The following is a 24284-nucleotide window of genomic DNA, read 5'->3' on the forward strand; positions in this document are numbered from 1 at the left end:
ATGAAATACAAAAAGGAGCGCAAATGCGCTCCTTTTCAGTTTATAATAATTCATTTGCAAGATTAGCCAGCTCAGACCGCTCTCCCTTCTCCAGTTTAATGTGTGCAAAGAGTTCCTGACCTCTTAACCGGTCAATCAGATAGGTCATTCCGTTACTGTGTTCGTCCAGATACGGAGAATCAATCTGATGAATATCTCCCGTAAAGATGATCTTCGTTCCTTCTCCTGCCCGGGTAATAATCGTCTTGATCTCGTGTGGTGTAAGGTTTTGTGCTTCGTCTACAATAAAAATGATATTGGACAAACTTCTTCCCCGGATAAACGCAAGCGGAGTTATTACGATTTTACCACTCTCCTGCATTTCGACGATCGCCTTATGCTTCTTTTCATTCTCTCCAAAATGCGATTTAATAAACTTTAAATTGTCCCACAGTGGCTCCATGTAAGGTCCGATTTTATCATTTGCATCTCCCGGCAGGAAACCAATTTCTTTATTACTCAATGGGACAATCGGGCGCGCCAGAATAACCTGATGATATAATTTATGCTGTTCGAGCGCACAAGCAAGGGCTAAGAGCGTTTTTCCCGTTCCTGCCACCCCCTGTAGGGTTACCAACTTCACATTCGGATTCATCAAGGCATTTACTGCAAACGCCTGTTCCGCATTTTTGGGTTTAATTCCATATACAAACTCCTTTTCTACGCGTTCAATTCGTTGTGAAAAAGGATTAAAATAGGCCAGAGAAGATGATTTACCATTCTTCAGAACATAGTATCCGTTGTTTTCTTTGTGATTGCCCAAAACATCGAGGTTTTCTGTAAATCCTTTGGTAAATAATTCACGGATCAATTCCGAATCCAGTCCGTCAATTGTCTTCAGACTTCCCTCTACGATATCGACATCCTCTACCTTATCCGTTTCATAATTCTCAGCTATAAGTCCCAAAGCTTTTGCTTTAATCCGCAAATTCACATCCTTGGAAACCAGGATAACATCCTTACGGGGCTCCTGCTCTTTCAATGTAAGCCCTGCATTAATGATTTTGTGGTCGTTCTTCCCGACAGCATAAATTTGCTCTGCATCCAGTTCCTGTTGCGTATTGTCGAGGACAATTTTGAACATTCCCTTATTCTTCCCGAGCGGTATCCATTCCCGGAGACTCGCACTTCCCGATAATTTATCTATAAAACGAATGACTTCCCTGGCGGAAAAGTTCTTCGTTTCATTACCTACTTTAAATTTATCCAACTCTTCCAGAACAGTAATCGGTATAGCAACCCAATGTTTATCAAAATTTGAAATTGCCTGGTGATCGTGTAACAGCACTGAGGTATCCAACACGAAAATTTTCTGTTTTCTTGCCATAAGCCATCCTTTTTGTTTCTTAACAAGGTAATCAGTTTTTACACCTCACCGACCCGGCAAAAATTCAACTATACACAAATACATGTTAATACATCAACTCAAATAACTGGAAAAAAGGAGGTTGACTAATTCTGTAAAACAATTTAATAACAATTGAGTAATACTGAGCAAACAGAAGGTCTGCTCCCAAAAAACACACGAATTTTTCTTATAACTTTTCGACCGATCGGATCGTTTTGACCATGGTCTCAATAATCGGTTTATGGTATCCTTCATCCCGACTGCGCAGCACGTAGGTAATTCCATCTATCTCTTTCGTTCCGTAACAATGATATGTGATATGCTCTGCTCCTACTGCCTCAGCTTCTGCTGATGATTTTCCGGAATAACTTAACGTGCGTTTATACATAATCAAGTCCGGCTCGTCGATACTGTACTCTATTGTATAAAAACGAATACGCGAAAGCCGGTCCTTCTCTTCCTGCACCATGCTTTTTTCATTTCCGTAATCTTCGATTTGCATAGTAAAATTCGGACCAATGATAATCTCCCACTTAAAATCACCGTCTTCGTGCAGTATCTCCGGTTCAACAGCAGCCCCGATATTTGAGGTCTGATCCGGTAACATAATAAGAGCAGGAATTCCATAGTCGCGTAACGATTTCCCCTCAAATTCAGAGTAATCAATCTCATCCGGATTGGTTTCAATTCTCTCTCCCGAATTATCAGCATCAGCAGTACAGGAAAAAAAACCGAACAGGAGAAGCCCTAGAAAGACACTATGGATTAGTGATTTCATAGTTTAACATGTTTGTACAAATATAAGCTATTCCACTTTTTTTCCAAACAAGTTCAGGAAAAACTACGAGCCCTTTGCCAAAGCAAACTTTTACTACAGACGATTCTCTTTTTCGTATATTTGAAAATATGCCCTGTACTTATGAAAGATTCCCGAAAACTCTTCCTGTCAGTCATTCAACTGAACTTATTGGTTCTACTCTTTCATTGTACGATCAACGCTAACGCACAATCTGACACGACGGATCGCAGTTTCCTGTTGGAAACCTCCGGTATTCGATCCACCTATCGCGATTTAGCAACTTCACCTCTCTATTACACCGGTTATGGGCTTTCCCTCGGACTGGGATGGGATTGGAAAAAGAAACAAAGTGAGTCTTCTGTCTTTTTTGATCTTTCAGGAAGTATACTTCGTTCCGTATCACCGGAGTCTAACCTCATTCCTTCTATCACCAGAAGTTACATGGCTTCCGCAAACTTCTTTACCGAGTATCTCAGAAGAATTCCTCTGCAAAACAACAGGTGGCGACTATTTTTAGGTGGTTCTTCGAACCTTTCACTTCCATTCAGGTACAATCCGTCACTTGGAAACAGTGCATTAGGAGCAGATCCCCTGCTCAATCTTATGGGAGCAGGAAGAGTTCGATTTGATGTTTCACGAAAAGAAGAACGAACCTTCTCTTTCTGGTTAATCTCCCGACAACTTGTCCCGGTACGGAGGTATTTTCAATTGGATCTTCATGCTGGTCTGTTCAATTTTAACTACAGACCCGGATATGCCTATACGTACGATGCTTCCATTCAGGGAAATGATACCCGCTTATTAAATTACTATTTTGATAATTACAAGTGGTCACTCAACGGTTGGCGCATACAAACCCGGCTTTCTTTCTTTCGCGAATCCCAAACCGGGAATGGTTTTCAGCTCTTTTATGCCTGGGAGGCTACTGTAGCCAAAGGAAGATTTGAGCCTCTGGCTCTGGCAATACACAAAATAGGTATCCGGTTAAATGTTCAACGAAAACCCCGAATAAAATGAGTCGATTAGCTATTATAGTAGTATTCACACTTGCAGGGTTAACTTTCTCCTGCGAAAAAGTGCTGTTCGGGCCGGATAAAGCAACAACGAATCCCTATGCCAACTTCGATTACCTTTGGGACGAAGTAGACAAAAAGTACAGTTATTTTGTATTGAAAAGTGTAGACTGGAATGCCATCAGAACACATTACCGCAGTCAATTGTATGAAGGAATGGGAGAAGAGGAACTTTTTTCCGTGCTCGCTTCTATGCTAAATCAACTCAGAGATGATCACACCAACCTTATCTCCCCTTTTTCTGTTTCCGTTTACACACAACCCCAACAAGCCAATCTTAATTTTCACCCGACTACTGTGTGGGAAAATTATATAGATGAACGAATCCTGACCGGATCATTTCAACATGGTAATATTACCGGGAAAAACATTGGATATGTTCGTTATTCTTCCTTCTCCAATGCTGTTTCCAATGCACATCTCTATTATATTTTCAATACATACGCCAATGCCAGGGGAATCATACTCGATCTGCGGGAAAACGGTGGGGGGAACAGCCTCAACGTGGGAACCTTATTGAGTGCCTTTTCCTTATCTGAAATACAAGTAGGTTCTTTTATCACCAGAAATGGTCCTGAGCACACTGATTTTAGTTCTCCGGAACCCTTTATGGTCTCTGCCGGAAGCATTGTATATACCAAACCTGTTGTCGTACTCATTGACAAAGGCTCCTATAGTGCTACAACCATGTTTGCCCTTGGAACAAAAGCGATGCCGGGCATCACTCTCGTCGGAGATACAACCGGAGGAGGTGGAGGACTTCCGAACGGCGGACAACTCCCGAATGGCTGGAGTTATCGCTTCAGTATTAGTCAGCTTCTGGATCTTGTAGGCAACAGCTATGCTGAATCCGGTGTTCCTCCGGATATACTTGCAGACTTTGACTGGTCTGATCTTTCTAAAGATGAAATCCTGGATCAGGCAATTCTGACTTTTGAATAATCACCTGTAAACTGATAACTTATGATACGACTTTATCTGACTTTTGTACTGCTTGTAAGTTGCTTTTCTTTCGGACAAACGACTTCTCTTCTGGAGGAAATCAACCAACGTCAGGTACAACAAACCCGTAACGGTATGATCTCATTAAACGCATGGGCAGGAGCAAATTTGCTCTCCGGTGGAATTGGTTTTTACACAACTTCAGGTGATACCCGATATTTTCATCAGATGAATGCATTCTGGAATGTTGTGAATCTTGGAATTGCGATACCCGGAATCATCGGAACCTACAAAAAAAGTTCGGAGCTAACCTTTGAATCTGTTTACAAAAGACAAAAACAGCTGGAAACTATTTATCTGTTTAATGCCGGATTAGATGTTGGTTATATGGCAACGGGCTGGGCTTTATTCAATTTTGGAAACACAAAAACCGGTGAGCTACGCCATCGTTTCAGGGGATACGGACAATCACTTGTATTACAGGGTGGATATCTCCTTATTTATGATCTGGTTATGTTTGCTCTCTTTAAAAAATCAGGTAAAAAACTGGATACTGTGTGGAAAAATGTCACAATAACACCAACAGGTATGGGAATGATTATCTCATTCTGACCTTTCTTATTTTTTAATGATACGTGCCACTTTTGTTTCTTCCTCTCCCTTGAGGTAAATAGTATACGTCCCTTGTGACCAACTGTCCGTATTTATCGTAAAGGTTGTCAATCCTTCGGGAAGAGATGCGTTATTGACCAGGCGATACACCAATCTACCCCCGGCATCGTAAATAAGCAGATCAATTACTTCTTCTGCCGGCATAATTACCTTTACAATAAGGTCTGTCTCAACAGGGTTTGGATACGGTAACAAAAGTATTGCTTCCTCACCTAAAACATTTTGACACAATTCATTATTCTGCGGTCTTTCATCTTCAAGCCCCGCGGGAAGAACAATGCGGGCTTCTGCACAAATGTATCGCTCTGTTTCAGTATCCATATTAACCGGTTCCGAACTTGTTGAAGGGAAAATGAACATTTCTGTTTCTCCGGGACGCAACTCGCCTACCCAAACAGCCTTCAAAGGTAGATTATCTGTCATTCTTACTATTACATCAGAACGTGTGATCGTAGAAGAACCTTTGTTGCTTAATTCCACACCTATAGTCTGATCACCAAACTGATCTGTATACGTATAGAGGTTAGTAACCGCAAGATCCGTTATGGCTTCATAAATACGCATACTATCCACCAATGTGTCTGCACAACCAAAACTGTTGGTTACAATCAGAACAACTTCGATCGTATCGTCAATATAACTTTCATCAAAGGTTACTACCGGGTTACTATCCGATCCGGAATAGAAACCTCCTATTGTCCATGTTACTCCTTCGTCACCTGTGCTTTCATTATTGAACGCTATCGGGAGTCCTGCTAAAAGAGGTTCAGGATTTGTACTAAAATCAGCAGCAAGCGCCGGATTCGTCGTGATCGTAGTAATCTCAGTGTGCTGACAACCAAACTGAGAAACAACTGTCTGACGTACCTGTTGTGTTCCTGGGTTGACAAAAGTATGCGCTACTTCATCACCATTCACCGGATTTTCGGCATTAAACTGCCAGGTTACAAATGCAACGTTTCCGTCCGGAACAATAGACTGATCGGTAAACACCGTTGGCAATTGCGCACAGGAAGTCCCAAGTGTATAATCCGGCTGAGGTAACGCATGGACTTTCATTAGTTGTGTAAGCGATTGCTGACACCCGTTATTGGCATTTACGGTAAGTGTAATATCAAAACTGCCTGCGTTAACATACAAACGGGAAGGACTAAATTGTGTTGATGTAGCTCCCGCCCCTAATTGCCATTGTGCTGAAGAAATCAAATACGGAGTTTCTATCGTGCTCTGGTTGGTGAACGTCACTGTTTGTCCCTGGCAGACCTCGCTAAACGTAAAATCCACCTGTGGCGAAGGAAGTATCGTGATCGCTTGTTGTATCGTATCCCGGCAACCATTTACATCCTCTCCTCTCAACGTTACCGTGTAATTACCAAATCCGTCAAAAACATGTGTTGGGTTTTCTCCTGTCGCTGTATTATCTGCACCACTTGAAGGGTCTCCAAAATCCCATTGCCAATCACTCATCAATGTAAGGGACGTTTGTGAAGCAGCAAAAGCAATCGGATCGGATTGACACTCATTCGTACTTGTAAAATCCAATACCGGCTTTTGATACACTTCCACAGCAACCTGTCCGGTGTTTTCACAACCTGCATCTGTTGTTACCGTCAGTATTACGTCAACTATCCCATAGCTCGAATACGCATGCATTCCGGATGATGTAACCGATCCTGTTGCATCACCAAAATTCCAATCCCAACCGACAATCGTCGAACCATCCGTAGTATAACTCTCATCTGTATAGGGAAAATCCTCTAACTCACAATAAGACGGATCAACTCCAATTTGTACTACCGGCGCATCCCCCACAATCGTTACCGTGATATTATCTGTTGCAACGCATCCGTTAGCGTTATACGAAGTAAGACTATAATTTCCGGTAGTATTTACTACAATAGACGGGGTTGTCTCAGAAGTATTCCATAGATAGGATTCTGTTTCAGCAGTTCCGCTTACCAGACCTATACTATTTCCTGAACATAGGCTTACATCCGGTCCAAGGCTTACTGTAGTAGCGTATGTGTCTTCCTCAAATTCGATAGAAGGGAATGTTTTCGAGCAACTATTCGTATCAGTTACGGTGACAAAGTATGCACCATGTGTGTTAACATCAATACTTTCCGTTGTTTCTCCTGTTGACCACTCATACGTATAATACATTCCCAGATTGGCGCTCCAAGTTACGGACGAACCAGGGCAAAACAATGTAGAATTTGGTTGTGAAATTGTAGGATAAGAAATTTCAAACGTGTCTCTATCAACATAGCCATATATGTTTGTAGCTTCTACCCAATAAGTCCCAGGTGTGTTAAAAGTTGCTTCATGGGTTGTAGAACCATTACTCCACAAGTAATCTGTGTAGATATTTGGAATGAAAACTGTTGTATCACAAAACCCATAATCAACCTCTATATCATCGATATCAATGTAAGAAATATATTCGCTTGGAAAATACCTGTATCTAAAATAATTTTCAACTTCAAATTGTTCCTGATTGTTTAAATATCGATTATATAATAATAATTCAACAATCTCTCCATTAAGTGTTTGGACTGCATCACCAAGGGCACCAACTGTATATCCATTAGCAGTATGTGTATTAACAAGGTTGTTTGTTGTGCCTGTTTGAATTCCATCAAAAAAGTAACGGGTTACCACAGATGAGTCATTACTTGTTAAGACAGAGTAGTAATGATATTCATTATTTTGAACGACTGGGTCAAAAACAACGGAGTTTGAAGTCCCTTGGGGCCAATATCTAAATTTACCGTCACCCTGACCAGACAAACCAAAAGAAAAATTATTTCCAATAGGAGTATTTCTATAGATCCAATTATAACTCTTCCTGCCGTTTATACGAATAACACACATCAAGGTGTAGTCTGTAATCTCACCCAAACTACCCGTACCATTCATAAAATCATTGAACCCATCAAAAATAACTGTGGGATGACCAGTAATTGCAGCTTCGCTATTGTTATAAAGAGGTCGCTTATCATTTACCGATTGATTAGCATGGTACTCGTTCCCACTTAAATCATAGAGCTGAATAACCCGTGTTTCAGACACATCTAGTTCTACGCTATCAGATCGCAACCATAAAGTTAGGCTATCAATGGTAGAAGGAATCATATCGTTTTGACCGAAACAATTAACTAAAGCAAAAAAAATAGTAATTAGAAGAAAGACGATTCGCATGATAAATGACTATTGAAAAGTAAAAATATGGAATTTATGCATCTGTTGCAAATGTTATATTAATCAAACATTAACAAAAGAATTTTGTAGTTGAATATTGAGTTTTAGATTTTTGCTTATAGTCAAATTATACTACATTTGGAGCAACTATTTATTGCAACGCTGTGGAGAATTCAATAATATCAATTCAAAATGTTTCAAAAGAATATAATATTGGAAGCAGCAAATCAGCCTCTCTAAGAGAGTCATTGAGCCAATTTTCTAAACACAAATCATCCAAAGAGACATTTTTTGCCTTGAAAAGTATTAGCTTGGAGATACAACAAGGAGATGTTATAGGCATAATTGGTAAAAATGGTGCAGGTAAGAGTACACTTTTAAAAGTTCTATCACAAATTACTAAACCAAGCAAAGGAAGAATTGAAATTTCTGGACGCGTTGCATCACTACTTGAAGTTGGAACGGGATTTCACCCTGAATTAACCGGACGTGAAAACATTTTTCTGAATGGAACAATTCTGGGAATGACTCGCAAAGAGGTAAAGGAAAAGTTTGATGAAATTGTTACCTTTTCTGGTGTAGAACAGTTTATTGACACACCCGTAAAGCATTACTCATCAGGAATGTACGTGCGATTAGCTTTTGCTGTAGCCGCTCATTTGGAGCCAGAGGTATTAATCATTGATGAGGTTTTGGCTGTAGGTGATGCCGAGTTCCAAAAAAAGTGTCTCGGAAAAATGAAAGACGTGGCTAAACATGGTCGCACCGTTTTATTTGTTAGTCACGACCTTGGTGCAGTTAGCTCACTATGTAATAAAGGTGTATATCTAAAAAATGGTACCATTGCTTTTAAAGGTGAAATAAATGATGTAATTAGCGCATATACAAATGATAGTACTAATGATGCGTTAGCAGCAAAAATATATTCCAAAGAAGATAAGTTTGTCGAATTTGATGGCTCTGTTGATCTACTAGAATTGTCGCTGATTAACACGAATCTAAAAACTATTACAGCAGCAAAAATTGATGAAAAGATAGGTATTAAGATTAGATACAAACTTAACAGAGATTTTACACATCAACCCATTCCAAATATTCACTTTAGTCACAATTTAGGCGGAAAGTTATTTGTTTCGATTGCGAATATTGATTCGGAGGCTAGTGACAGTTCAGGGATAAAAGAAATGATTGTGTGGATACCGGCAAACTTTTTAAATGCAGGTTATTACAGCGTGGGGGTAGCTATAAGCACTCTTAATCCGGTAAACGTTCATGTGGCAGATTATGAGGGTATTTCTTTTGAAATAATCGATGATCTAAATTCGGAAGTGCGGAATGGATACACAGGTAAGCTTGATGGTTATTTACGCCCAAAGCTTGAATGGGAAAAAACGATTATCTAGAAAATGAAAGTAGTAATATTTGCCGGCGGGCTGGGAACGCGATTAGCAGAAGAAACAGATGTGCGACCTAAACCAATGGTCGAAATCGGGGGACAACCAATTTTGTGGCATATCATGAAGCTATATGCAGCACAAGGATTCAATGATTTTGTTATATGTTTAGGGTACAAGGGATATGTTATTAAAGAATACTTCATTAACTATTTTTATCACAACTCCGATGTTACAATAGACCTGGCTAATAATCAATTAGAAGTGCATGATTCGAAAGCAGAAAACTTTAAGGTTACATTAGTTGATACGGGTTTGAATACGAAAACCGCGGGAAGATTAAAACGGGTTCAAAAACACCTTAACAACGAACCATTCATGTTGACTTACGGAGACGGATTGGCAGATATTGATCTACAAAAACTACTGAAATTTCATAACGATCATGGTAAAATTGCTTCAGTAACAGCTGTACAGCCAGAAGGTCGATTTGGGGGCATGGAAATACAAGAAAATGGAAATGTATCAGCTTTTAAGGAAAAGCCTGTAGGAGATGGTCATTGGATAAACGGAGGTTTTTTTGTTTTACAACCTACTGTTTTTGAAATACTACCAGATAATTGTGATCACATCATGTGGGAAGAACTCCCAATGGATCAATTGACTTTCAAGAATGAACTCGCTGCATTTAAACATCACGGATTTTGGAGGTGCATGGATGCATTGCGTGATAAAGTTATTTTAGAAGAAATGTGGAATAGCGGTGTTCCAAAGTGGAAGCTATGGTAAAGAATAAACTCATTACATCCTACTGTGGAAAAAGAGTTTTTTTGACTGGTCATACAGGTTTCAAAGGTTCTTGGATGGCAAAATGGCTCGACATGCTTGGTGCTGAAGTAACAGGGTACGCCTTACCACCTCAAAATGATGAAGTTCATGAACCTTCTTATTCTAAGAACTATAAATCGATTTTAGGTGATATTACTAATTTTGAGTTCTTGAGAAAAGCAATAGAAGAAGCTCAACCGGAGATCGTTTTTCACCTAGCCGCACAGCCATTAGTTCGATATTCCTATCGTGAACCATTAGAAACATACGCAACCAATGTTATGGGAACCGCAAATGTTTTGGAGGCAATACGTGGTTGCGATAGTGTTCGAGCTGTGATTTGCGTAACCACAGATAAAGTTTACCAAAATAAAGAACGTCAAGAAGGCTATCGGGAAGAGGATAGACTTGGAGGGTATGACCCATACAGCTCATCAAAAGCATGCTCTGAGATGGTTATTGAGACATTCAGGAATTGTTTTTTCTCGACCGACAATTCAGAAGGTAAACATAAAGCATTAATTGCCAGTGCTAGAGGTGGTAATGTAATTGGGGGGGGAGATTGGTCGCAAGATCGAATTATACCGGATATAATCAGAGCAAAAATCAATAGCGTTCCCTTGGAAATTAGGAATCCAAATGCCGTTCGACCATGGCAACATGTTTTGGATTGTCTACTTGGATATTTGTCATTGGGAACGCACCTTTTGGATGGTAAGGCAGAAAATGCCTCAGCATATAATTTTGGTCCACTACCAAATGAAAGACCGTTTACGGTTAACGAAATAGTAGAATACGCCAAGAATCATTGGCCTTCAATTCCAGTTATTTCACAACCATCCTCTCTCCACGAAACAACATTTCTGTCCTTGAATTGTAATAAAGCAGTTCAAGAGCTTAAATGGAATCCTTTTTTGTCAACAGAAGAAGCGGTCAATTGGACGTTTGATTGGTATAATGCCTTTTTTCAAAATGAGTGTATTACAGAACAACAAATCAATACATATCAAAATCTAATGGGGTAAATGACATTTGTTGAATTAAACATATCAGGTGTAGTTGAGATCATTCCGGATGTAAAAGGTGACGAAAGAGGCGGCTTCTTTCGCTCCTATTGTCAACAAGAGATGGATAAAATAAACATGAAGCCAATTGTTCAAATGAATCATTCATTTAACGTTCAAAAAGGCACATTACGGGGGCTACATTATCAGAAACCGCCACACCAAGAGCAAAAATTAATTCGCTGCGTACATGGGGCTGTTTGGGATGTATTTGTGGACCTGCGAAAAAACAGTCCGACATTTCTGCAATGGGACAAAGTAATCCTATCTGCCGAAAAGATGAATAGCATCTTTATCCCTGAAGGTATGGCACATGGTTTTATCACCTTGGAGAATAACTCAGAATTGATTTACGCACATACGGCTTTTTATCAACCACAATTTGAAGCAGGCCTGTCATTTGATGATAAAATGTTGAATATTACATGGCCTACAAAACCAACTATTATTTCGGATAGAGATCGTAATCACCCGCATCTGTCTGACGAATTTAAAGGAATTGAATTATGAATTGTAGACATTGTAATACCCCGTTAATTCATGTTTTTTGTGACCTTCAAACATGTCCGCCAAGCAATGCTATGGTAAATCAAGATCGATTACTTGAGCCGGAAACCTATTTCCCACTCAAAACTTTCGTTTGTAATAATTGCTGGCTAGTCCAAGTAGATGAACTGGAAAAGGCAGAAGCGATATTTAATGCCGAATACACTTATTTTTCATCTTTTTCTACCAGTTGGTTAGAACACGCTCGACGCTACACGGAGCAAATGATAGATCGCTTTGGATATGATGACTCCTCCATGATTGTTGAGATTGCTTCAAACGATGGATATTTATTACAATATTTTAAAGAAAAAAACATACCTGTTCTGGGTGTTGAACCGACTGCAAATACGGCCGCAGTTGCTAAAGAAAAGGGAATAGATTCTATAGTCGATTTCTTTGGCTCCCATTTAGCCGAACAACAATTAAAAGCAAAAGCAGATTTAATTTTAGGTAACAATGTACTTGCACATGTGCCAGACATCAATGATTTTGTCAAAGGTGTTAAATTAGCACTAAAACCTAACGGGGTAAACACATTTGAATTTCCCCACTTGTGTAAATTAGTCTCAGAAAATCAATTTGACACAATTTATCACGAACATTTTTCTTATTTATCTTTAACCGCTGTAAAAACAATATTCGAGGCGCAGGGATTGACAATCTTTGATGTACAAGAGTTACCTACTCATGGAGGTTCATTGCGTATTTTTGCAAAGCATTCGGATTGCGTTTTGCATAAAGTTACATCCAACGTACAGTATATACTTGACAAGGAAAGAGACTTAGGAGTCACCAACCTATCCTATTACCAAGGTTTTCAGACTAATGTGGATCAAATTAAATACCAAGTTTGGAGCTTTTTAATTGATGCAAAGCGAGAAGGGAAAAAGGTAATCGGTTACGGTGCTGCAGCAAAAGGAAATACGTTGTTGAATTACGCAGGAATAAAAGGTAATGATTTAATTTCGTTTGTAGTAGATGCTTCACCCTACAAGCAAGGTAAGTTTTTACCAGGCTCTAGGATTCCAGTTGTTGGAAAAGAACAAATAGACCAATTTAAACCTGACTACATCCTTATTTTTCCATGGAACCTGAAAACGGAAATTGCTACTCAGCTAAACTACTGTAAGTCTTGGGGCGCACAGTTTGTCGTCTTCGTACCGAAGTTATCTGTTTTTTAACTCTTGGAAATATGAAAGAAGTTACTTATTTCCAAAACCTTGACTCGCTTCGGTTCATTGCATTTTTTTTTGTTTTTCTTTCTCATTTAGGACCACAGTTTCATTTTGATCAAACGGATAGTTTCTCCTTTTTAAATGTGGTTTTCCAACACGGAAGGACAGCAGTTTCTTTCTTCTTTGTTCTGAGTGGGTTTTTAATTAGTTATTTGTTGATCAAAGAGCGGTTTGCAACAAAATCATTAAACATTAAAGCCTTTTTTGTTAAACGGATTTTTAGAATTCTACCCTTGTATTTCATTGTGTGTATCATTGGCTTTATGGTTATTCCAATCATTTTTGGTGAGACTACAAACGAAAGTGTTTTACAACATCTTTTTTTAGGCGCTAACTTCAACCAAATCCAACTAGCATCCAGTGGCATAGAAAATTCAATGATTTTAGCGCCGTTATGGTCTATTGCAATTGAAGAACAATTTTATTTGGTTTGGCCGTTCTTGTTGTTGTCTTTAAAACCAAAACGCTATATATACTTGTTCGTATTCATTCTTTTGGTTTCTTATAGTTTTATCTATTTGAACAGGCATTCTTACATCGTTCTAATGTTACATACAGTAAGTGTTTTGCCCGAATTTATGTTAGGCGCAATTGTGGCCTATTGGACGTATTCATATGCAAAACCTATTCAAATAATACAAGAGCTCCCAAAATGGTTTTTAATTGTAGCTTATATCGTTTCGATTTCGCTGATCTTATATTTACCACCACCTTATTCTTATATTGCTAACCCGTTGATTTTCACTTTCATCATGCTAGAACAAGTTTTTGCAAAGAATTCGTTATTCAAAGTGTCAGCGATTAAAGGATTAGATTATTTGGGTAAGATATCATACGGTTCTTATATGTATCATTCCATTGTAATATTTGTTGTGATGTATTTTTTTACTCAGTGGGACTTATTCTCGTGGAATTCACTCTTGTTTAAATTACTATTTATAATACTCAGTTTTGTGTTAACAATTGGATTGAGTTACCTGAGTTTTAATACTATCGAAAAATACTGTTTAAATCTTCGTAATCGCATTTTGAATAAATAGAATATGAAAGTAGTTGTAACAGGTGCGACAGGTTTTATTGGAAATTATTTGATTCGTGATTTATTGGATCGAAAACTTGAAGTATTTGCAACTTCAAGTAATTGGGGAAGAGCAAAGGAAATGGACTGGTTTTCACAAGTCAGCTATCATGCATTTTCTATAGGAGACGACATGGACGAAAAGACTGTATGTTTTTTTGAGGACGCTGATGTGGTAATTCACTTGGCCTGGCAAGGATTGCCCGATTTCAAATCTGACAATCATATACACCTATACCTCAAGCAACAAAAAAAATTCATCACACAACTTACAACATTAAAAATCAAACGATTAATCAATATTGGAACATGTCTCGAGTATGGTCTTCAAGAAGGTGGTTTGTCCGAAGAGATGCCAGTTTGTCCTGTTGTAAATTATGCCATTGCAAAAAATGAACTACGATTGTATACTGAACAGATCGAATCCAGTTTTGTAAACAGAACCTGCTGGATAAGACTATTTTATATGTTTGGAGAAGGGCAAAGCAGGAAGTCTTTTTTACCCCAGCTGCATCAAGCAATTATCGAACAACGCGAGACTTTTGATATGTCAGATGGAGAGCAAGAACGAGATTATTTACCTGTTCAAAAAGTTAGTGAATATATTGCACGCATTGCTTTAAATCAAAATGCACAAGGAATTATAAATTGTGCTAGTGGTAAACCTATCAAAATTCGTACTTTAGCGGAAGAGTTTATTAAAAAAATGGATTCATCTATTCAACTCAATTTAGGTGTCTATCCATACCCTGATTATGAACCAGTATGTTTTTGGGGTATTAATAATAAGATGAGAGGGATTTTAAATGAAGAAGTTTGAGGTTGACCTGTTAAAAACGATTCGTTCATTAAATAATGAACAGTTAGCAGTGTACATTACGCAACAATTGAATCATTTTTTTCCAGACAACCAACCTGTTTCTGAAAAGGAGGTTCTAAAAGCTATCCAAATTTCAGAAGAACGTATTTTTTACTGTTTTCAAAATATCCGAAAAAAGTATTTTCACACTGACGGGGTTACACAATTTAACCATCTCATAAGTGACCAATACTGCATGTATTTGTATATGCTTTCCAATTTCTATTACCGGGAAACAAAAGAGGAGCATCTATCAACTAAGTTATATTATTTAAATAAAGCGTTACATGCTGTAGATATTTTTTACACGTCACATTTACCTGATATTTTTCTATTAGTACACCCACTTGGCACCATTATTGGCAGAGCAACATTTTCGGACTATTTTATTGCTTATCAAGGATGTACGGTTGGTTGTCTAAATAAAGGAGTATTTCCGACCTTTACAGGCAAAACAATCATGTACGCGAACTCAAGTGTTCTTGGTGATTCAATTATTGGAGACAATGTATGCTTTGCGGCTAATTCAACAGTTATAAACACAAATATTGATGCCAATAAAATAGTAATTGGGTCTACCCCTTCACTATTTACAAGACCTAATACAAAAAGTATAGAAGAAAGACCCCCATTTGTTTATGGCTAATCAAACTCCTTTTTTTAGTGTTGTCATACCAACAAAAAATCGCCCTGTGTTACTTCGAGATGCAATACTGAGTGTCCTCTGGCAAGATTTCACAGATTTTGAATTAATCATTTCGGATAATCATAATGACGAACAAACGCAACTTGTTTTGCAAGAGTTTGAGTCCGTACCTCAGGTGAGAATTATTAAGCCTAGTGAGGAAATGAAAATGATAGATCATTGGGAATTTGCAACCAGTCACTCATTAGGTCAGTATGTTATACTGCTTGCAGACCGAAAAGTTTTGTATCAAGGTGCTTTGAAAAAATTAAAAAACAATGCACAAAAATACCCCAATATCAATGCTTTTTCTGTTGGTGTTCAAATGTACGATGAGGTCAATCATAAAATGGGTTGGTGCAATGCTATTGGTAAAACCAAACAATGGAAATCAAGTGATTTGGTGTCTAATTTCGTGAACGAAAATCTATTTTCTAAAAAGTCATATGATATTTTCTTTCCAAAGACCTTAAATGGGATGTACAAAAACTCATTTGCCAAAAAGGTACGTGATGAATTTGGCCACTATTTCAACACAAAGGGTGTAACAACACCAGATTATTCTTCGTTTTTTATCAATACAGCTTTGAATGATGAGATCGTGTATATAGGCGAAAAAATCATACTTACCCAAGGTGAACGAAGCAGTAACGGTAGAATTTTTGGGGCAGGGAAATTTCAATCCTATATGGATTCATTGGGGTATGAGGATCCGTATAAGCATGTGCCGATAAAAGCTCCGGTTATATATAACTTGCTTGTTATAGATTATTTAACAATACAAGATGTTGTAACCAACAACCCTACACGAGGTAACCTGAACTGGTTTAATTATTTCAAAGTGAATTATTTTGAAATCTTAACTAAACGCAATCAAGGATTAGACGATGAAGGCTTCAAATATTTTACTGATGCCTGGGAAGAAGGTCTTCTAAACACTCCTGTAGCCTTAGATATGGGAACAGTCAAAGAAGCTGCTCTGAATGAATTAAAAATCAATAATGAGGCTATAAAACACGATAAAATTAAACGCTTATCGCATCATACCCGTGATTTTTTAGCCGTGCGTTTTTCGAAGAAGAGTATCATGAATAAAGTATTTCCTTTTGTATTTAGAGATGTATTTCACGCAGCAGGATTTAATAAAACATAATACAAATTATGCTTTTTAGTTAGCTACTTTTCTTAGGTATTATTTCCTATTGTTGAGACTTGTATTTTTCGCTTTCACCAAAATATCATTTAGCCCCTTTACTTATTGCAAGTTATATTTTTACATGTCATAGAAGCCGGAGTATGCCATTCTAATTTTTCTTTCAATAATTGATGATTATAGAGGTGCAAATATATGAATCAAAGAAATTAGTCATTATTATAAACATAAGCACTTTAAACCTTAATATTGCACGTCAAATAATAAATGAAACTTACTAATTAAGTGGCTTTTCGTTTCGATAATCTAGACAGCATCAGAACCATTGCGTTTCTATCAACGTTTATGGCACATGGGTTTTATTCGGAATCACCTGAAATATTAAATCACGAAGTATTTAAAGGGGTCATCAAATTTAATGAATTATTTAGTTTCGGTGTTCCCATTTTTTTTGTTTTGAGTGGTTTTTTAATTACTTATTTAATGTTTCGTGAAGTAGAAAAAAACAATCGTTTTAGTATAAAAAACTTCTATATAAGACGTATTTTAAGAATTTGGCCGGTGTATTATCTTGTACTTGTTATTGGCTTTATTGTTTTCCCTATAGTCCGAAGTGCATTAATTGGTTCTGAGTACCCAGAAACAGCCAATCCATGGTATTATACCTTCTTTTTAAGTAATATTGATCAAATTCAAGCTAGCACTTTACCCTTCGGTATTGGACTTGGTCCAACATGGTCTGTAAGTGTTGAAGAACAGTTTTACCTAATTTGGCCTTTAATATTTGTCTTGTTACCAAAAAAAAATTTTCTCTGGGGAATATTACTAATAATTACAAGTTCTATTTTCTTAAGTTCATTCTTTGAACTTTCTAATAAAAATCTTATATATTGTATTTCATACTTGGGAATAGGAGCACTTGCAGCATATATTGCTTACCATTATGAGGGTTTTGTCCGAAAAATAACCAATATTTCCGTTTTTACATTGTTACCTGTATTTTTACTCCTTTTATTAACTATATATACATCATTGTATATTTATAGTTCATTTTTATTTATCCCTATAATTGCTATTTTGATCTCATATATTATTTTGCAGCAATGCTATGGTACTAAAGGTGCATTAAAAAAAATACCTCTACTCGAAAGAATGGGTAAATACACTTACGGTCTCTATTTATACCATGTGATTTGTAATTTTGTTGTTTACACACTTTTTGTAACCATCCTAAAATTTGACGAATCAATTTGGATGGCAGTTGTTTTTCGACCAATAATCTCTTTAATTTTGAGTGCTATTGTTAGTATCTTCTCATACCGTTATATGGAAAGTTATTTTTTAAGATTAAAAGAGCATTTTTCTAAACAATGAAAATATTACATGTAATTCCTAACCTCAATAAAGGAGGTGCCGAGCGCTTATGCCTCGATACCTGCCGAGCGCTTCAGAATATACAAGGCGTCGAGGTATTACTCATTAATCTATATCCAGAAAATGCTTATTCTTTTCTAACCAATGCGCTTAACCGAAAGGTCATTCCGGCTAAAGTAACTCCCTCTATTAGCGGAAAATCGACTATTGAAATCAATCACTTACAACAAGAATTAGAAGTCTTTCAACCCGATGTAATCCATGTGCACTTATTTGAAGCATTAATGGTCGTGAGTCACCTGCATTTTTCGGCTCATTTAGTTGTGCATTTTCACGACAACATGGTACAGTTTGAAAACTTTTCGTGGCGCACATTACTCCATAAGCAAAAGCTGACCAGTTTTTTTGAGAAACGAATCATTCTTAAAGCATTAAAACAACATAAAGTTAGTTACATCGGGATTTCGGAACATACTTATCAATACATGAACAAGGTTCTTCCAAGGTCGGTACAAAAGGTTAAACTACTCAATGCCATAGAGACCAATCGTTTTCATGCTTCTCCTGAAAGTCAGCGTTCAAATGAACTTACTATGATTGCAAGCTTAGTACCGAAAAAAGCACAACACATTGCAATTCAGGTTGTGGCAGAATTAGTTCTACGTGGAATTAACATCCGGTTAAATCTATTGGGAGACGGGTCAGAAAAAGGAAAGCTTCAAGAATTAACTAAAAAGCTGAACCTTGAGCAACATATTCTATTTCATGGTAATGTAGATGACCCTGAACGATTTTTGAAAAACTCCGTCGTTTATATCCACACAGCTCTTTACGAACCATTTGGTTTAGTCATCCTGGAAGCCATGGCCGCCGGTCTTCCTGTTGTGTGTACAGATGGCGGAGGTAACCGTGATCTGATACACGATGGAGAAAACGGATTCCTAGTGACGTCCACCAAACCCGAATATTTGGCTGATAAAATTGAATACCTGTTGAAGCATGAAGATAAACGAAAGCAAATGGGAAAACAAGCGCAGCATTTTGCAAAAGAGTTTGATATCGAACACTATGCTACACAGTTAATGATCAAATATTCTGCTATGTAATATTTTGTAACGTTTTAACAAACTCCCTGTAATTAGCATCCGCATTATACATTTCCTTCCAGGTCAAATAAGCCGCTTCACCTTTAGCTTCAGCTATACTGGAATCAAAAAACTCACAAATAGCTTCAGCGACTTCTTGTGTGGAAGGATGATCTGAGAGTAATTTGCCATTGGAATCATTCACTATCTCCCCGTTTCCTCCAACATTCGTGGCAATAACAGGTATCCCAAAACTCATCGCCTCCATAATGGAAACAGGAATTCCTTCAGAGGAACTAACATTAATAAACAAAGAAGGACTGTTTTCTCTGTACCATTCCATCAATGCCTCATTCGATATATGCCCTTTGAAGATGCACGTTATGTTTGGTCTCAACTGTTCTTTCGCTAATCGTTCTAATCGCTCCCCTTCTGGACCGTCCCCAAAATGCACCCATACTAATGAAATATCATGGATATAACTTAATGCTCCGACAATCAATTCAACACGTTTAAGTGGAATAAGATTCGAACAACTTACCAACGTAAAAGTCCCGGAAGGTATGACTTTGCGCTGTGCTGAAACACCAAGACGTGAGGGAATAAGATTGCTTGGGTTTGAAACCTTCCATTTTTCAGTTATATAATCCTTTCCTTTTTGAGAAATAGGATAAACAGCATTCAGCTGGTTGGTTATATAATGCCGAAAAGGTAAATAGTTTAACGCGTGAACATTAAAGTACAAATCCCACCCATGTACACGTGAAACAGTTACCACCTTATTGTATTTATTGAACATGGCTATAGCAAGCGCAGCATCGTCGCACCAATAGGAATACAAAACGGTGTTATGCTTAAGTAGGATTCGTTTATTCAACTTGCGTCGTATCTTTTTTGCTCGTGCTAAAGAAATGAGCATAGTCTTGAGTTTACCTAACGTTAAACGTTGATGGTAGATGTTGTTGATAATGTTGAATTCTTGCCACACACATCTGTTTAGTATACCTAAGATACTCAACCATTTTTCAACCCCTGATAATTGAGCAGTCAAAGCAACAACATTACAATTGGATGGTACTGGTCGTTGTTCAGTCGAAGTAGCGTCGACAGTAACAATTGTCACCTGTTCGAAACCCTCGGACAAGTATGCAATTTCAGTTTCCAAAAACGTTTCGTGTGTTCCAAATGGAAATCCGGCCGTAATTAGCACCAATTTTTTGTTCATCTTTAGCCTGATGTTTTACCTTTGTAAAGGTAACCAAACTAATTTAGTCGCTTGAAAAAAATTCTCCTCATATCCTATTTCTATCCCCCCTGTAACCTAACGGCAGCGCAACGTGTCGCTGGATGGGCGAAGTATTTGCATGAGAGTGGATATTATCCAATTGTGGTTACACGGAATTGGGATAAGCGCATAGAGCAATCGGAAGATGTATTGTATTCTAGCGGCACCTCATTACAAGTAGAAAAAAGAGGGACACACGAGGTGCATTATGTTCCCTACAAACCCGGGCTGAGAGATCGAATTTTCACACGCTTATCAGGCACTAAGCTTCAAGGATTAAGCAAACTCTTCACGGCATTGGAGCTGATCATGGAGAACTTTTCAATGCGCTTTATTCCACACCGAAACATATACAGACATGCGGACAAGTTACTGTCCGAAGATGGATCCATTCAACAAGTCATTATCTCAGGAAATCCCTTCAACCAATTTTCATTTGGCTATCATCTAAAAAAACGACATCCCATTCAATGGATTGCCGATTACCGGGATGATTGGAATACATCCGAATTGGAAGTCAAGCCGTATGCTTCGTCACGACTTATTGCTAAACTACAAGCACACAGCGAAAAAAAATGGGTAGGTACAGCGGTCTGTATTACCTCTGTTTCTCAATACTATGTACAAAAAATCGAGCAGTTTGTAAAACGTCCAGGTTATGTTGTTCTCAATGGTTATGATTTTGAGTTGCCAAATCCCTGTCCACAACCCGAATCAGATATTTTCCGTATCACTTATAATGGAAGTTTATATGCCAGTCAACCAATAGAAGTCTTTTTGGAAGCTGTCAAAAGTGTGATTCGTTGCAACGATAAGGTATTACCCATTGAAGTTCATTTTCCCGGATTGGCATATGATCCAGTCCAAAAAATGCGAGTAGAAGCATTGACCAAAGACATTCAAGCACACATTTTTATCACCGCTCGTTTACCAAAAGAAGAGGTAATTGACTTGCAGTTGCGATCGGACGTGTTATTAATGGTTGCGCATAATAATATTAAAGGAATACCTTCCAGTAAGTTATTTGAGTACATTGGGTTGGAACGTACCATTTTGGTTTGTCCCACAGACAGCGACGTTATTGAAGAAATGGTTACCACAACTGCTACTGGTCATACAGTGCAATCAATAGATGAATGTATTTCTGTTTTGACAGAACTCATACATAAAAAGCGGATGAACGAGACCTTAACTACACACACTGGCACAATTGCAATGCGTAACCAATATAGTCGTCGTCACCAAACGAAGGTATTGGGTGAGTTGTTGGACAGCATTACATCGGTTTAATTTCGGTTTTGATCAGCTCTCTTTCGACAAAGGCTACAGTACCAGAGCGGAGTTAGAGATAGAACAGCTCTAAAACTCATACTACCCACTCACAATTACCTATCGCCATCCGAAAAACGAAATAGGATACGGAAATATTTTTTATACCTTTTCTAAAGAACAAAAGGGTTTGTCTATATCTCTCACAAAAACTATAACCAGAGTCCATATCAGGTTTATCAAATTTTCACTTCTCGGATCAAAGAACAACACCCCAGATAAAACAGGGCTTCTACCCGATAAACTCCTTCAATCTTATGTTAAAATTAATTGTTTATTAAATTAATTGTTAAAAAGCTTTGTTAGAAAAAAATTGATTTCATACCTTTGCACCGCAAAAATTTAACCACCATGAATCAATTGTTTAAAAACTTACTGGTAATAGCTATTTGTATGCTGCCGCTTTTTTCTGTTGCGCAATACAAATATGAACTGGAGTTATCATCTTTCAATGAATCAAGCCCTAAGCAGGCCTATTCATTTATCTCTCAAAAGTTGACTTACGGAAAACGAAGTATTGAAAACAATCGTTTTTACTTCGAGTCTTCGGAATTGTACAGTGAAGAGAAAATCAATCAAATTGTAACGTTCTTCGATTACGAACTAAAGAGCTTCCAAATACTGGATCGTCCGGAAGAAGAACAAGAATAATCAATCATTTAAAACAACCATCATGAACATTTTTAACCGATTACTTTTAGTAATCAGTCTGGTTTCTGCGATCCTTTTTGTGCCTTCGGAAACAGCTTTCGGGCAATGTCAGAACGCAACTGCATACGGGTCTTCCGCAGCACCAACAGAAAATATCGAAGTTCAAATAAGTAGTAACCTTTGGCGCGGATACGAGTACAATACCTTAACAGGTGTTACCAGTGGTCGCACCTATCTTTCGGATATGAGTCGATCCGGATATATTACCGTTAGATCCGGATCTCCCGGTGGCCCGGTTGTTGCCTATGGAGCTGCACCTTTAAGCTGGACAGCAGTAGCAAGTGGTACACACTACATCCACTATAGTTCGAATTCGAATTGTGGGCAAAGTGACAGGAACACAAGAACTACCATACGTTGTACATCCTGTCCGACTTCTCAACGTGATTGTGAAGGGGCTCAGCTGGTATGTAATAGCTCTACTATTAATGCCAACTCGAATGGTGCAGGTATACAGGAAATTTCGGGAGCGAATTCAGGATGTGACATGGTAGACGAGAATCAATCTACCTGGTTCTATGTCTATATTCAATCAGGAGGTACGTTGGAGATGACCATCTCTCCCGAAGACCCGAGTGACGACTATGACTGGGCAATCTGGGGACCCTATAATGCCGCAACGGCTGCTGCAAACTGTAGCCCTACAGAAGCACCATTGCGTTGTAATACTTCAGCAAACGCACCGTTAACAGGTATGAATCCATCTGCTACGAGCGACTATGAGTTTCCAGGATATTCAACCAACCGATGGTCGAACCCTATCCAAGCAAATAGTGGTGATGTATACATCCTATTGATAGACAACTGGTCAAACAGTGGACGTCCGTATCAATTGAACTGGAGCGGAACCTGTGCATTGGGGTGTACAGCCATTGAACTCCCTGTTGAGTTGATTAGTTTTCAGGGAGAGAGCTTTCCGAATGAAAATATTCTTACCTGGAAAACGGCTTCTGAAAAAGACAATGCTTATTTTGTCCTGGAAACATCGGCAGACGGATCAGTCTGGACAGAAATTGATCGCATTCCGGGTGCAGGAACCACTTCTACGAAACAAACGTATACAAGTACACATCGCGTTCAGACGACGACTGTTCAGTACTACAGATTATTCCAGTACGACTATGACGGTAGCGAAGATTTTCTTGGAATCGTATCACTGAATAATCAGGAAGAAGCAAAGACAATTACCAAGAGAGTTAACCTGTTTGGTCAGGAGGTAAACGAAACTTACCGCGGAATGGTAATTGAATATTATTCAGACGGAAGTATTCAAAAGAAAGTACAATAGTACGTCTATAAATATACTCTTTTACACCACCTTCTAAGTTATAGAAGGTGGTTTTTTTTATTATATCCGATTCCTGTAAGAATCTTCAGCCAGACCAGCATTATCAGGGCATAAAGGTTTATCTAAGATCAAACGCTATCTACTTATAAAACAGAAATTTGTTAAAAAATTTGTTCATAATTAATTAACGTGTTAATTTAGCCTTAACACCACGCTAAAAATTATTATGCCCCTGTACTATTATTTATGTAAAATGAATTGACTTGACCTTTTAAGGTTATGCTACTGTTTAC

At 38.1% G+C, this 24284-nt stretch carries 21 protein-coding genes; 17 read left to right on the top strand and 4 right to left on the bottom strand.

From position 1 onward, the window contains the following. Positions 1–40 precede the first annotated feature (40 nt). The gene (locus ABDZ97_RS00635; RefSeq protein ID WP_343784019.1) at positions 41–1366 is read right to left on the bottom strand and encodes a PhoH family protein; all 1326 of its coding nucleotides are present in this window, start codon (positions 1364–1366) and stop codon (positions 41–43) included. Between the two features lie 208 nt (positions 1367–1574). Continuing rightward, positions 1575–2165 carry a hypothetical protein gene (locus ABDZ97_RS00640; protein ID WP_343784021.1) on the bottom strand — a complete coding sequence of 197 codons (591 nt, stop codon included), beginning with the start codon at positions 2163–2165 and terminating at the stop codon, positions 1575–1577. Between the two features lie 141 nt (positions 2166–2306). Between ABDZ97_RS00640 and ABDZ97_RS00645 the strand changes: the two genes are divergently transcribed. From ABDZ97_RS00645 to ABDZ97_RS00655, 3 genes are read left to right on the top strand one after another with little or no spacing between them, the layout of a single operon-like run. Beyond that, positions 2307–3203, top strand: a complete 897-nt coding sequence (locus ABDZ97_RS00645; RefSeq protein ID WP_343784023.1) for a hypothetical protein — start codon at positions 2307–2309, stop codon at positions 3201–3203. After that, positions 3200–4201 carry a S41 family peptidase gene (locus ABDZ97_RS00650; protein ID WP_343784025.1) on the top strand — a complete coding sequence of 334 codons (1002 nt, stop codon included), beginning with the start codon at positions 3200–3202 and terminating at the stop codon, positions 4199–4201. Before ABDZ97_RS00645 ends, ABDZ97_RS00650 begins: the two co-directional genes overlap by 4 nt. 21 nt (positions 4202–4222) lie before the next feature. Continuing rightward, a complete protein-coding gene (locus tag ABDZ97_RS00655) occupies positions 4223–4813 on the top strand; it encodes a DUF6992 family protein (protein ID WP_343784027.1) in 591 nt (196 codons plus the stop codon). 6 nt (positions 4814–4819) lie between these two features. On the opposite strand, the gene ABDZ97_RS00660 is transcribed toward ABDZ97_RS00655, so the two are convergent. Beyond that, complete coding sequence (locus ABDZ97_RS00660; RefSeq protein ID WP_343784029.1) at positions 4820–8008, bottom strand: PKD domain-containing protein; 3189 nt, start codon at positions 8006–8008, stop codon at positions 4820–4822. Between the two features lie 230 nt (positions 8009–8238). Here ABDZ97_RS00660 and ABDZ97_RS00665 point away from each other — a divergent pair, with 230 nt between their 5' ends. From ABDZ97_RS00665 to ABDZ97_RS00715, 11 genes are all read left to right on the top strand, one after another. Next, entirely contained in the window at positions 8239–9477 is a 1239-nt protein-coding gene (locus ABDZ97_RS00665; protein ID WP_343784031.1) for an ABC transporter ATP-binding protein, read from the top strand. A gap of 3 nt (positions 9478–9480) precedes the next feature. Next, positions 9481–10257 carry a glucose-1-phosphate cytidylyltransferase gene (rfbF, locus tag ABDZ97_RS00670; protein WP_343784033.1) on the top strand — a complete coding sequence of 259 codons (777 nt, stop codon included), beginning with the start codon at positions 9481–9483 and terminating at the stop codon, positions 10255–10257. Further along, a complete protein-coding gene (gene rfbG / locus ABDZ97_RS00675; RefSeq protein WP_343784036.1) occupies positions 10251–11321 on the top strand; it encodes a CDP-glucose 4,6-dehydratase in 1071 nt (356 codons plus the stop codon). Before rfbF ends, rfbG begins: the two co-directional genes overlap by 7 nt. Further along, a complete protein-coding gene (rfbC, locus tag ABDZ97_RS00680; RefSeq protein WP_343784038.1) occupies positions 11322–11870 on the top strand; it encodes a dTDP-4-dehydrorhamnose 3,5-epimerase in 549 nt (182 codons plus the stop codon). It begins immediately after the preceding gene. Beyond that, the gene (locus ABDZ97_RS00685; RefSeq protein WP_343784040.1) at positions 11867–13090 is read left to right on the top strand and encodes a methyltransferase domain-containing protein; all 1224 of its coding nucleotides are present in this window, start codon (positions 11867–11869) and stop codon (positions 13088–13090) included. Before rfbC ends, ABDZ97_RS00685 begins: the two co-directional genes overlap by 4 nt. Before the next feature lie 11 nt (positions 13091–13101). Next, positions 13102–14184, top strand: coding sequence for an acyltransferase family protein (locus tag ABDZ97_RS00690; protein WP_343784042.1), 1083 nt, complete (start codon positions 13102–13104; stop codon positions 14182–14184). Positions 14185–14187: 3 nt separating this feature from the next. Then, positions 14188–15042, top strand: coding sequence for an NAD-dependent epimerase/dehydratase family protein (locus ABDZ97_RS00695; RefSeq protein WP_343784044.1), 855 nt, complete (start codon positions 14188–14190; stop codon positions 15040–15042). Beyond that, complete coding sequence (locus ABDZ97_RS00700) at positions 15029–15727, top strand: LbetaH domain-containing protein (protein ID WP_343784046.1); 699 nt, start codon at positions 15029–15031, stop codon at positions 15725–15727. Before ABDZ97_RS00695 ends, ABDZ97_RS00700 begins: the two co-directional genes overlap by 14 nt. Then, entirely contained in the window at positions 15720–16919 is a 1200-nt protein-coding gene (locus tag ABDZ97_RS00705; RefSeq protein WP_343784048.1) for a glycosyltransferase family 2 protein, read from the top strand. Before ABDZ97_RS00700 ends, ABDZ97_RS00705 begins: the two co-directional genes overlap by 8 nt. A 285-nt stretch (positions 16920–17204) precedes the next feature. Next, positions 17205–18293 (top strand): acyltransferase family protein, encoded by a 1089-nt coding sequence (locus ABDZ97_RS00710; RefSeq protein ID WP_343784050.1) that lies wholly within the window; start codon positions 17205–17207, stop codon positions 18291–18293. Then, complete coding sequence (locus tag ABDZ97_RS00715; RefSeq protein WP_343784052.1) at positions 18290–19399, top strand: glycosyltransferase family 4 protein; 1110 nt, start codon at positions 18290–18292, stop codon at positions 19397–19399. Before ABDZ97_RS00710 ends, ABDZ97_RS00715 begins: the two co-directional genes overlap by 4 nt. On the opposite strand, the gene ABDZ97_RS00720 is transcribed toward ABDZ97_RS00715, so the two are convergent. Then, the gene (locus ABDZ97_RS00720; protein ID WP_343784054.1) at positions 19392–20603 is read right to left on the bottom strand and encodes a glycosyltransferase; all 1212 of its coding nucleotides are present in this window, start codon (positions 20601–20603) and stop codon (positions 19392–19394) included. The genes ABDZ97_RS00715 and ABDZ97_RS00720 overlap by 8 nt on opposite strands. Positions 20604–20765: 162 nt before the next feature. Here ABDZ97_RS00720 and ABDZ97_RS00725 point away from each other — a divergent pair, with 162 nt between their 5' ends. The 3 genes from ABDZ97_RS00725 (at position 20766) to ABDZ97_RS00735 (ending at position 23991) form a co-directional block, all read left to right on the top strand. Next, positions 20766–21953 (top strand): glycosyltransferase family protein, encoded by a 1188-nt coding sequence (locus tag ABDZ97_RS00725; protein WP_343784056.1) that lies wholly within the window; start codon positions 20766–20768, stop codon positions 21951–21953. 390 nt (positions 21954–22343) lie between these two features. Then, positions 22344–22643 (top strand): hypothetical protein, encoded by a 300-nt coding sequence (locus ABDZ97_RS00730; protein ID WP_343784058.1) that lies wholly within the window; start codon positions 22344–22346, stop codon positions 22641–22643. Positions 22644–22665: 22 nt separating this feature from the next. After that, positions 22666–23991 (top strand): hypothetical protein, encoded by a 1326-nt coding sequence (locus ABDZ97_RS00735; RefSeq protein ID WP_343784060.1) that lies wholly within the window; start codon positions 22666–22668, stop codon positions 23989–23991. The last annotated feature ends 293 nt before the right edge of the window (positions 23992–24284 follow it).

Origin of the sequence: Wandonia haliotis, from assembly GCF_039523435.1 — a bacterium.
GTDB lineage: Bacteria > Bacteroidota > Bacteroidia > Flavobacteriales_D > Crocinitomicaceae > Wandonia > Wandonia haliotis.

Excerpts from the sequence above, each read along its gene's own strand:
- ABDZ97_RS00705 (WP_343784048.1), top strand. The coding sequence starts at position 15,720 with ATGGCTAATCAAACTCCTTTTTTTAGTGTTGTCATACCAACAAAAAAT.
- ABDZ97_RS00655 (WP_343784027.1), top strand. The coding sequence starts at position 4,223 with ATGATACGACTTTATCTGACTTTTGTACTGCTTGTAAGTTGCTTTTCT.
- ABDZ97_RS00720 (WP_343784054.1), bottom strand. The coding sequence starts at position 20,603 with ATGAACAAAAAATTGGTGCTAATTACGGCCGGATTTCCATTTGGAACA.
- ABDZ97_RS00685 (WP_343784040.1), top strand. The coding sequence starts at position 11,867 with ATGAATTGTAGACATTGTAATACCCCGTTAATTCATGTTTTTTGTGAC.
- ABDZ97_RS00730 (WP_343784058.1), top strand. The coding sequence starts at position 22,344 with ATGAATCAATTGTTTAAAAACTTACTGGTAATAGCTATTTGTATGCTG.
- ABDZ97_RS00690 (WP_343784042.1), top strand. The coding sequence starts at position 13,102 with ATGAAAGAAGTTACTTATTTCCAAAACCTTGACTCGCTTCGGTTCATT.
- ABDZ97_RS00650 (WP_343784025.1), top strand. The coding sequence starts at position 3,200 with ATGAGTCGATTAGCTATTATAGTAGTATTCACACTTGCAGGGTTAACT.
- rfbF (WP_343784033.1), top strand. The coding sequence starts at position 9,481 with ATGAAAGTAGTAATATTTGCCGGCGGGCTGGGAACGCGATTAGCAGAA.
- ABDZ97_RS00660 (WP_343784029.1), bottom strand. The coding sequence starts at position 8,008 with ATGATTCCTTCTACCATTGATAGCCTAACTTTATGGTTGCGATCTGAT.
- ABDZ97_RS00695 (WP_343784044.1), top strand. The coding sequence starts at position 14,188 with ATGAAAGTAGTTGTAACAGGTGCGACAGGTTTTATTGGAAATTATTTG.
- ABDZ97_RS00635 (WP_343784019.1), bottom strand. The coding sequence starts at position 1,366 with ATGGCAAGAAAACAGAAAATTTTCGTGTTGGATACCTCAGTGCTGTTA.
- rfbC (WP_343784038.1), top strand. The coding sequence starts at position 11,322 with ATGACATTTGTTGAATTAAACATATCAGGTGTAGTTGAGATCATTCCG.
- ABDZ97_RS00640 (WP_343784021.1), bottom strand. The coding sequence starts at position 2,165 with ATGAAATCACTAATCCATAGTGTCTTTCTAGGGCTTCTCCTGTTCGGT.
- ABDZ97_RS00735 (WP_343784060.1), top strand. The coding sequence starts at position 22,666 with ATGAACATTTTTAACCGATTACTTTTAGTAATCAGTCTGGTTTCTGCG.
- rfbG (WP_343784036.1), top strand. The coding sequence starts at position 10,251 with ATGGTAAAGAATAAACTCATTACATCCTACTGTGGAAAAAGAGTTTTT.
- ABDZ97_RS00645 (WP_343784023.1), top strand. The coding sequence starts at position 2,307 with ATGAAAGATTCCCGAAAACTCTTCCTGTCAGTCATTCAACTGAACTTA.
- ABDZ97_RS00700 (WP_343784046.1), top strand. The coding sequence starts at position 15,029 with ATGAAGAAGTTTGAGGTTGACCTGTTAAAAACGATTCGTTCATTAAAT.
- ABDZ97_RS00715 (WP_343784052.1), top strand. The coding sequence starts at position 18,290 with ATGAAAATATTACATGTAATTCCTAACCTCAATAAAGGAGGTGCCGAG.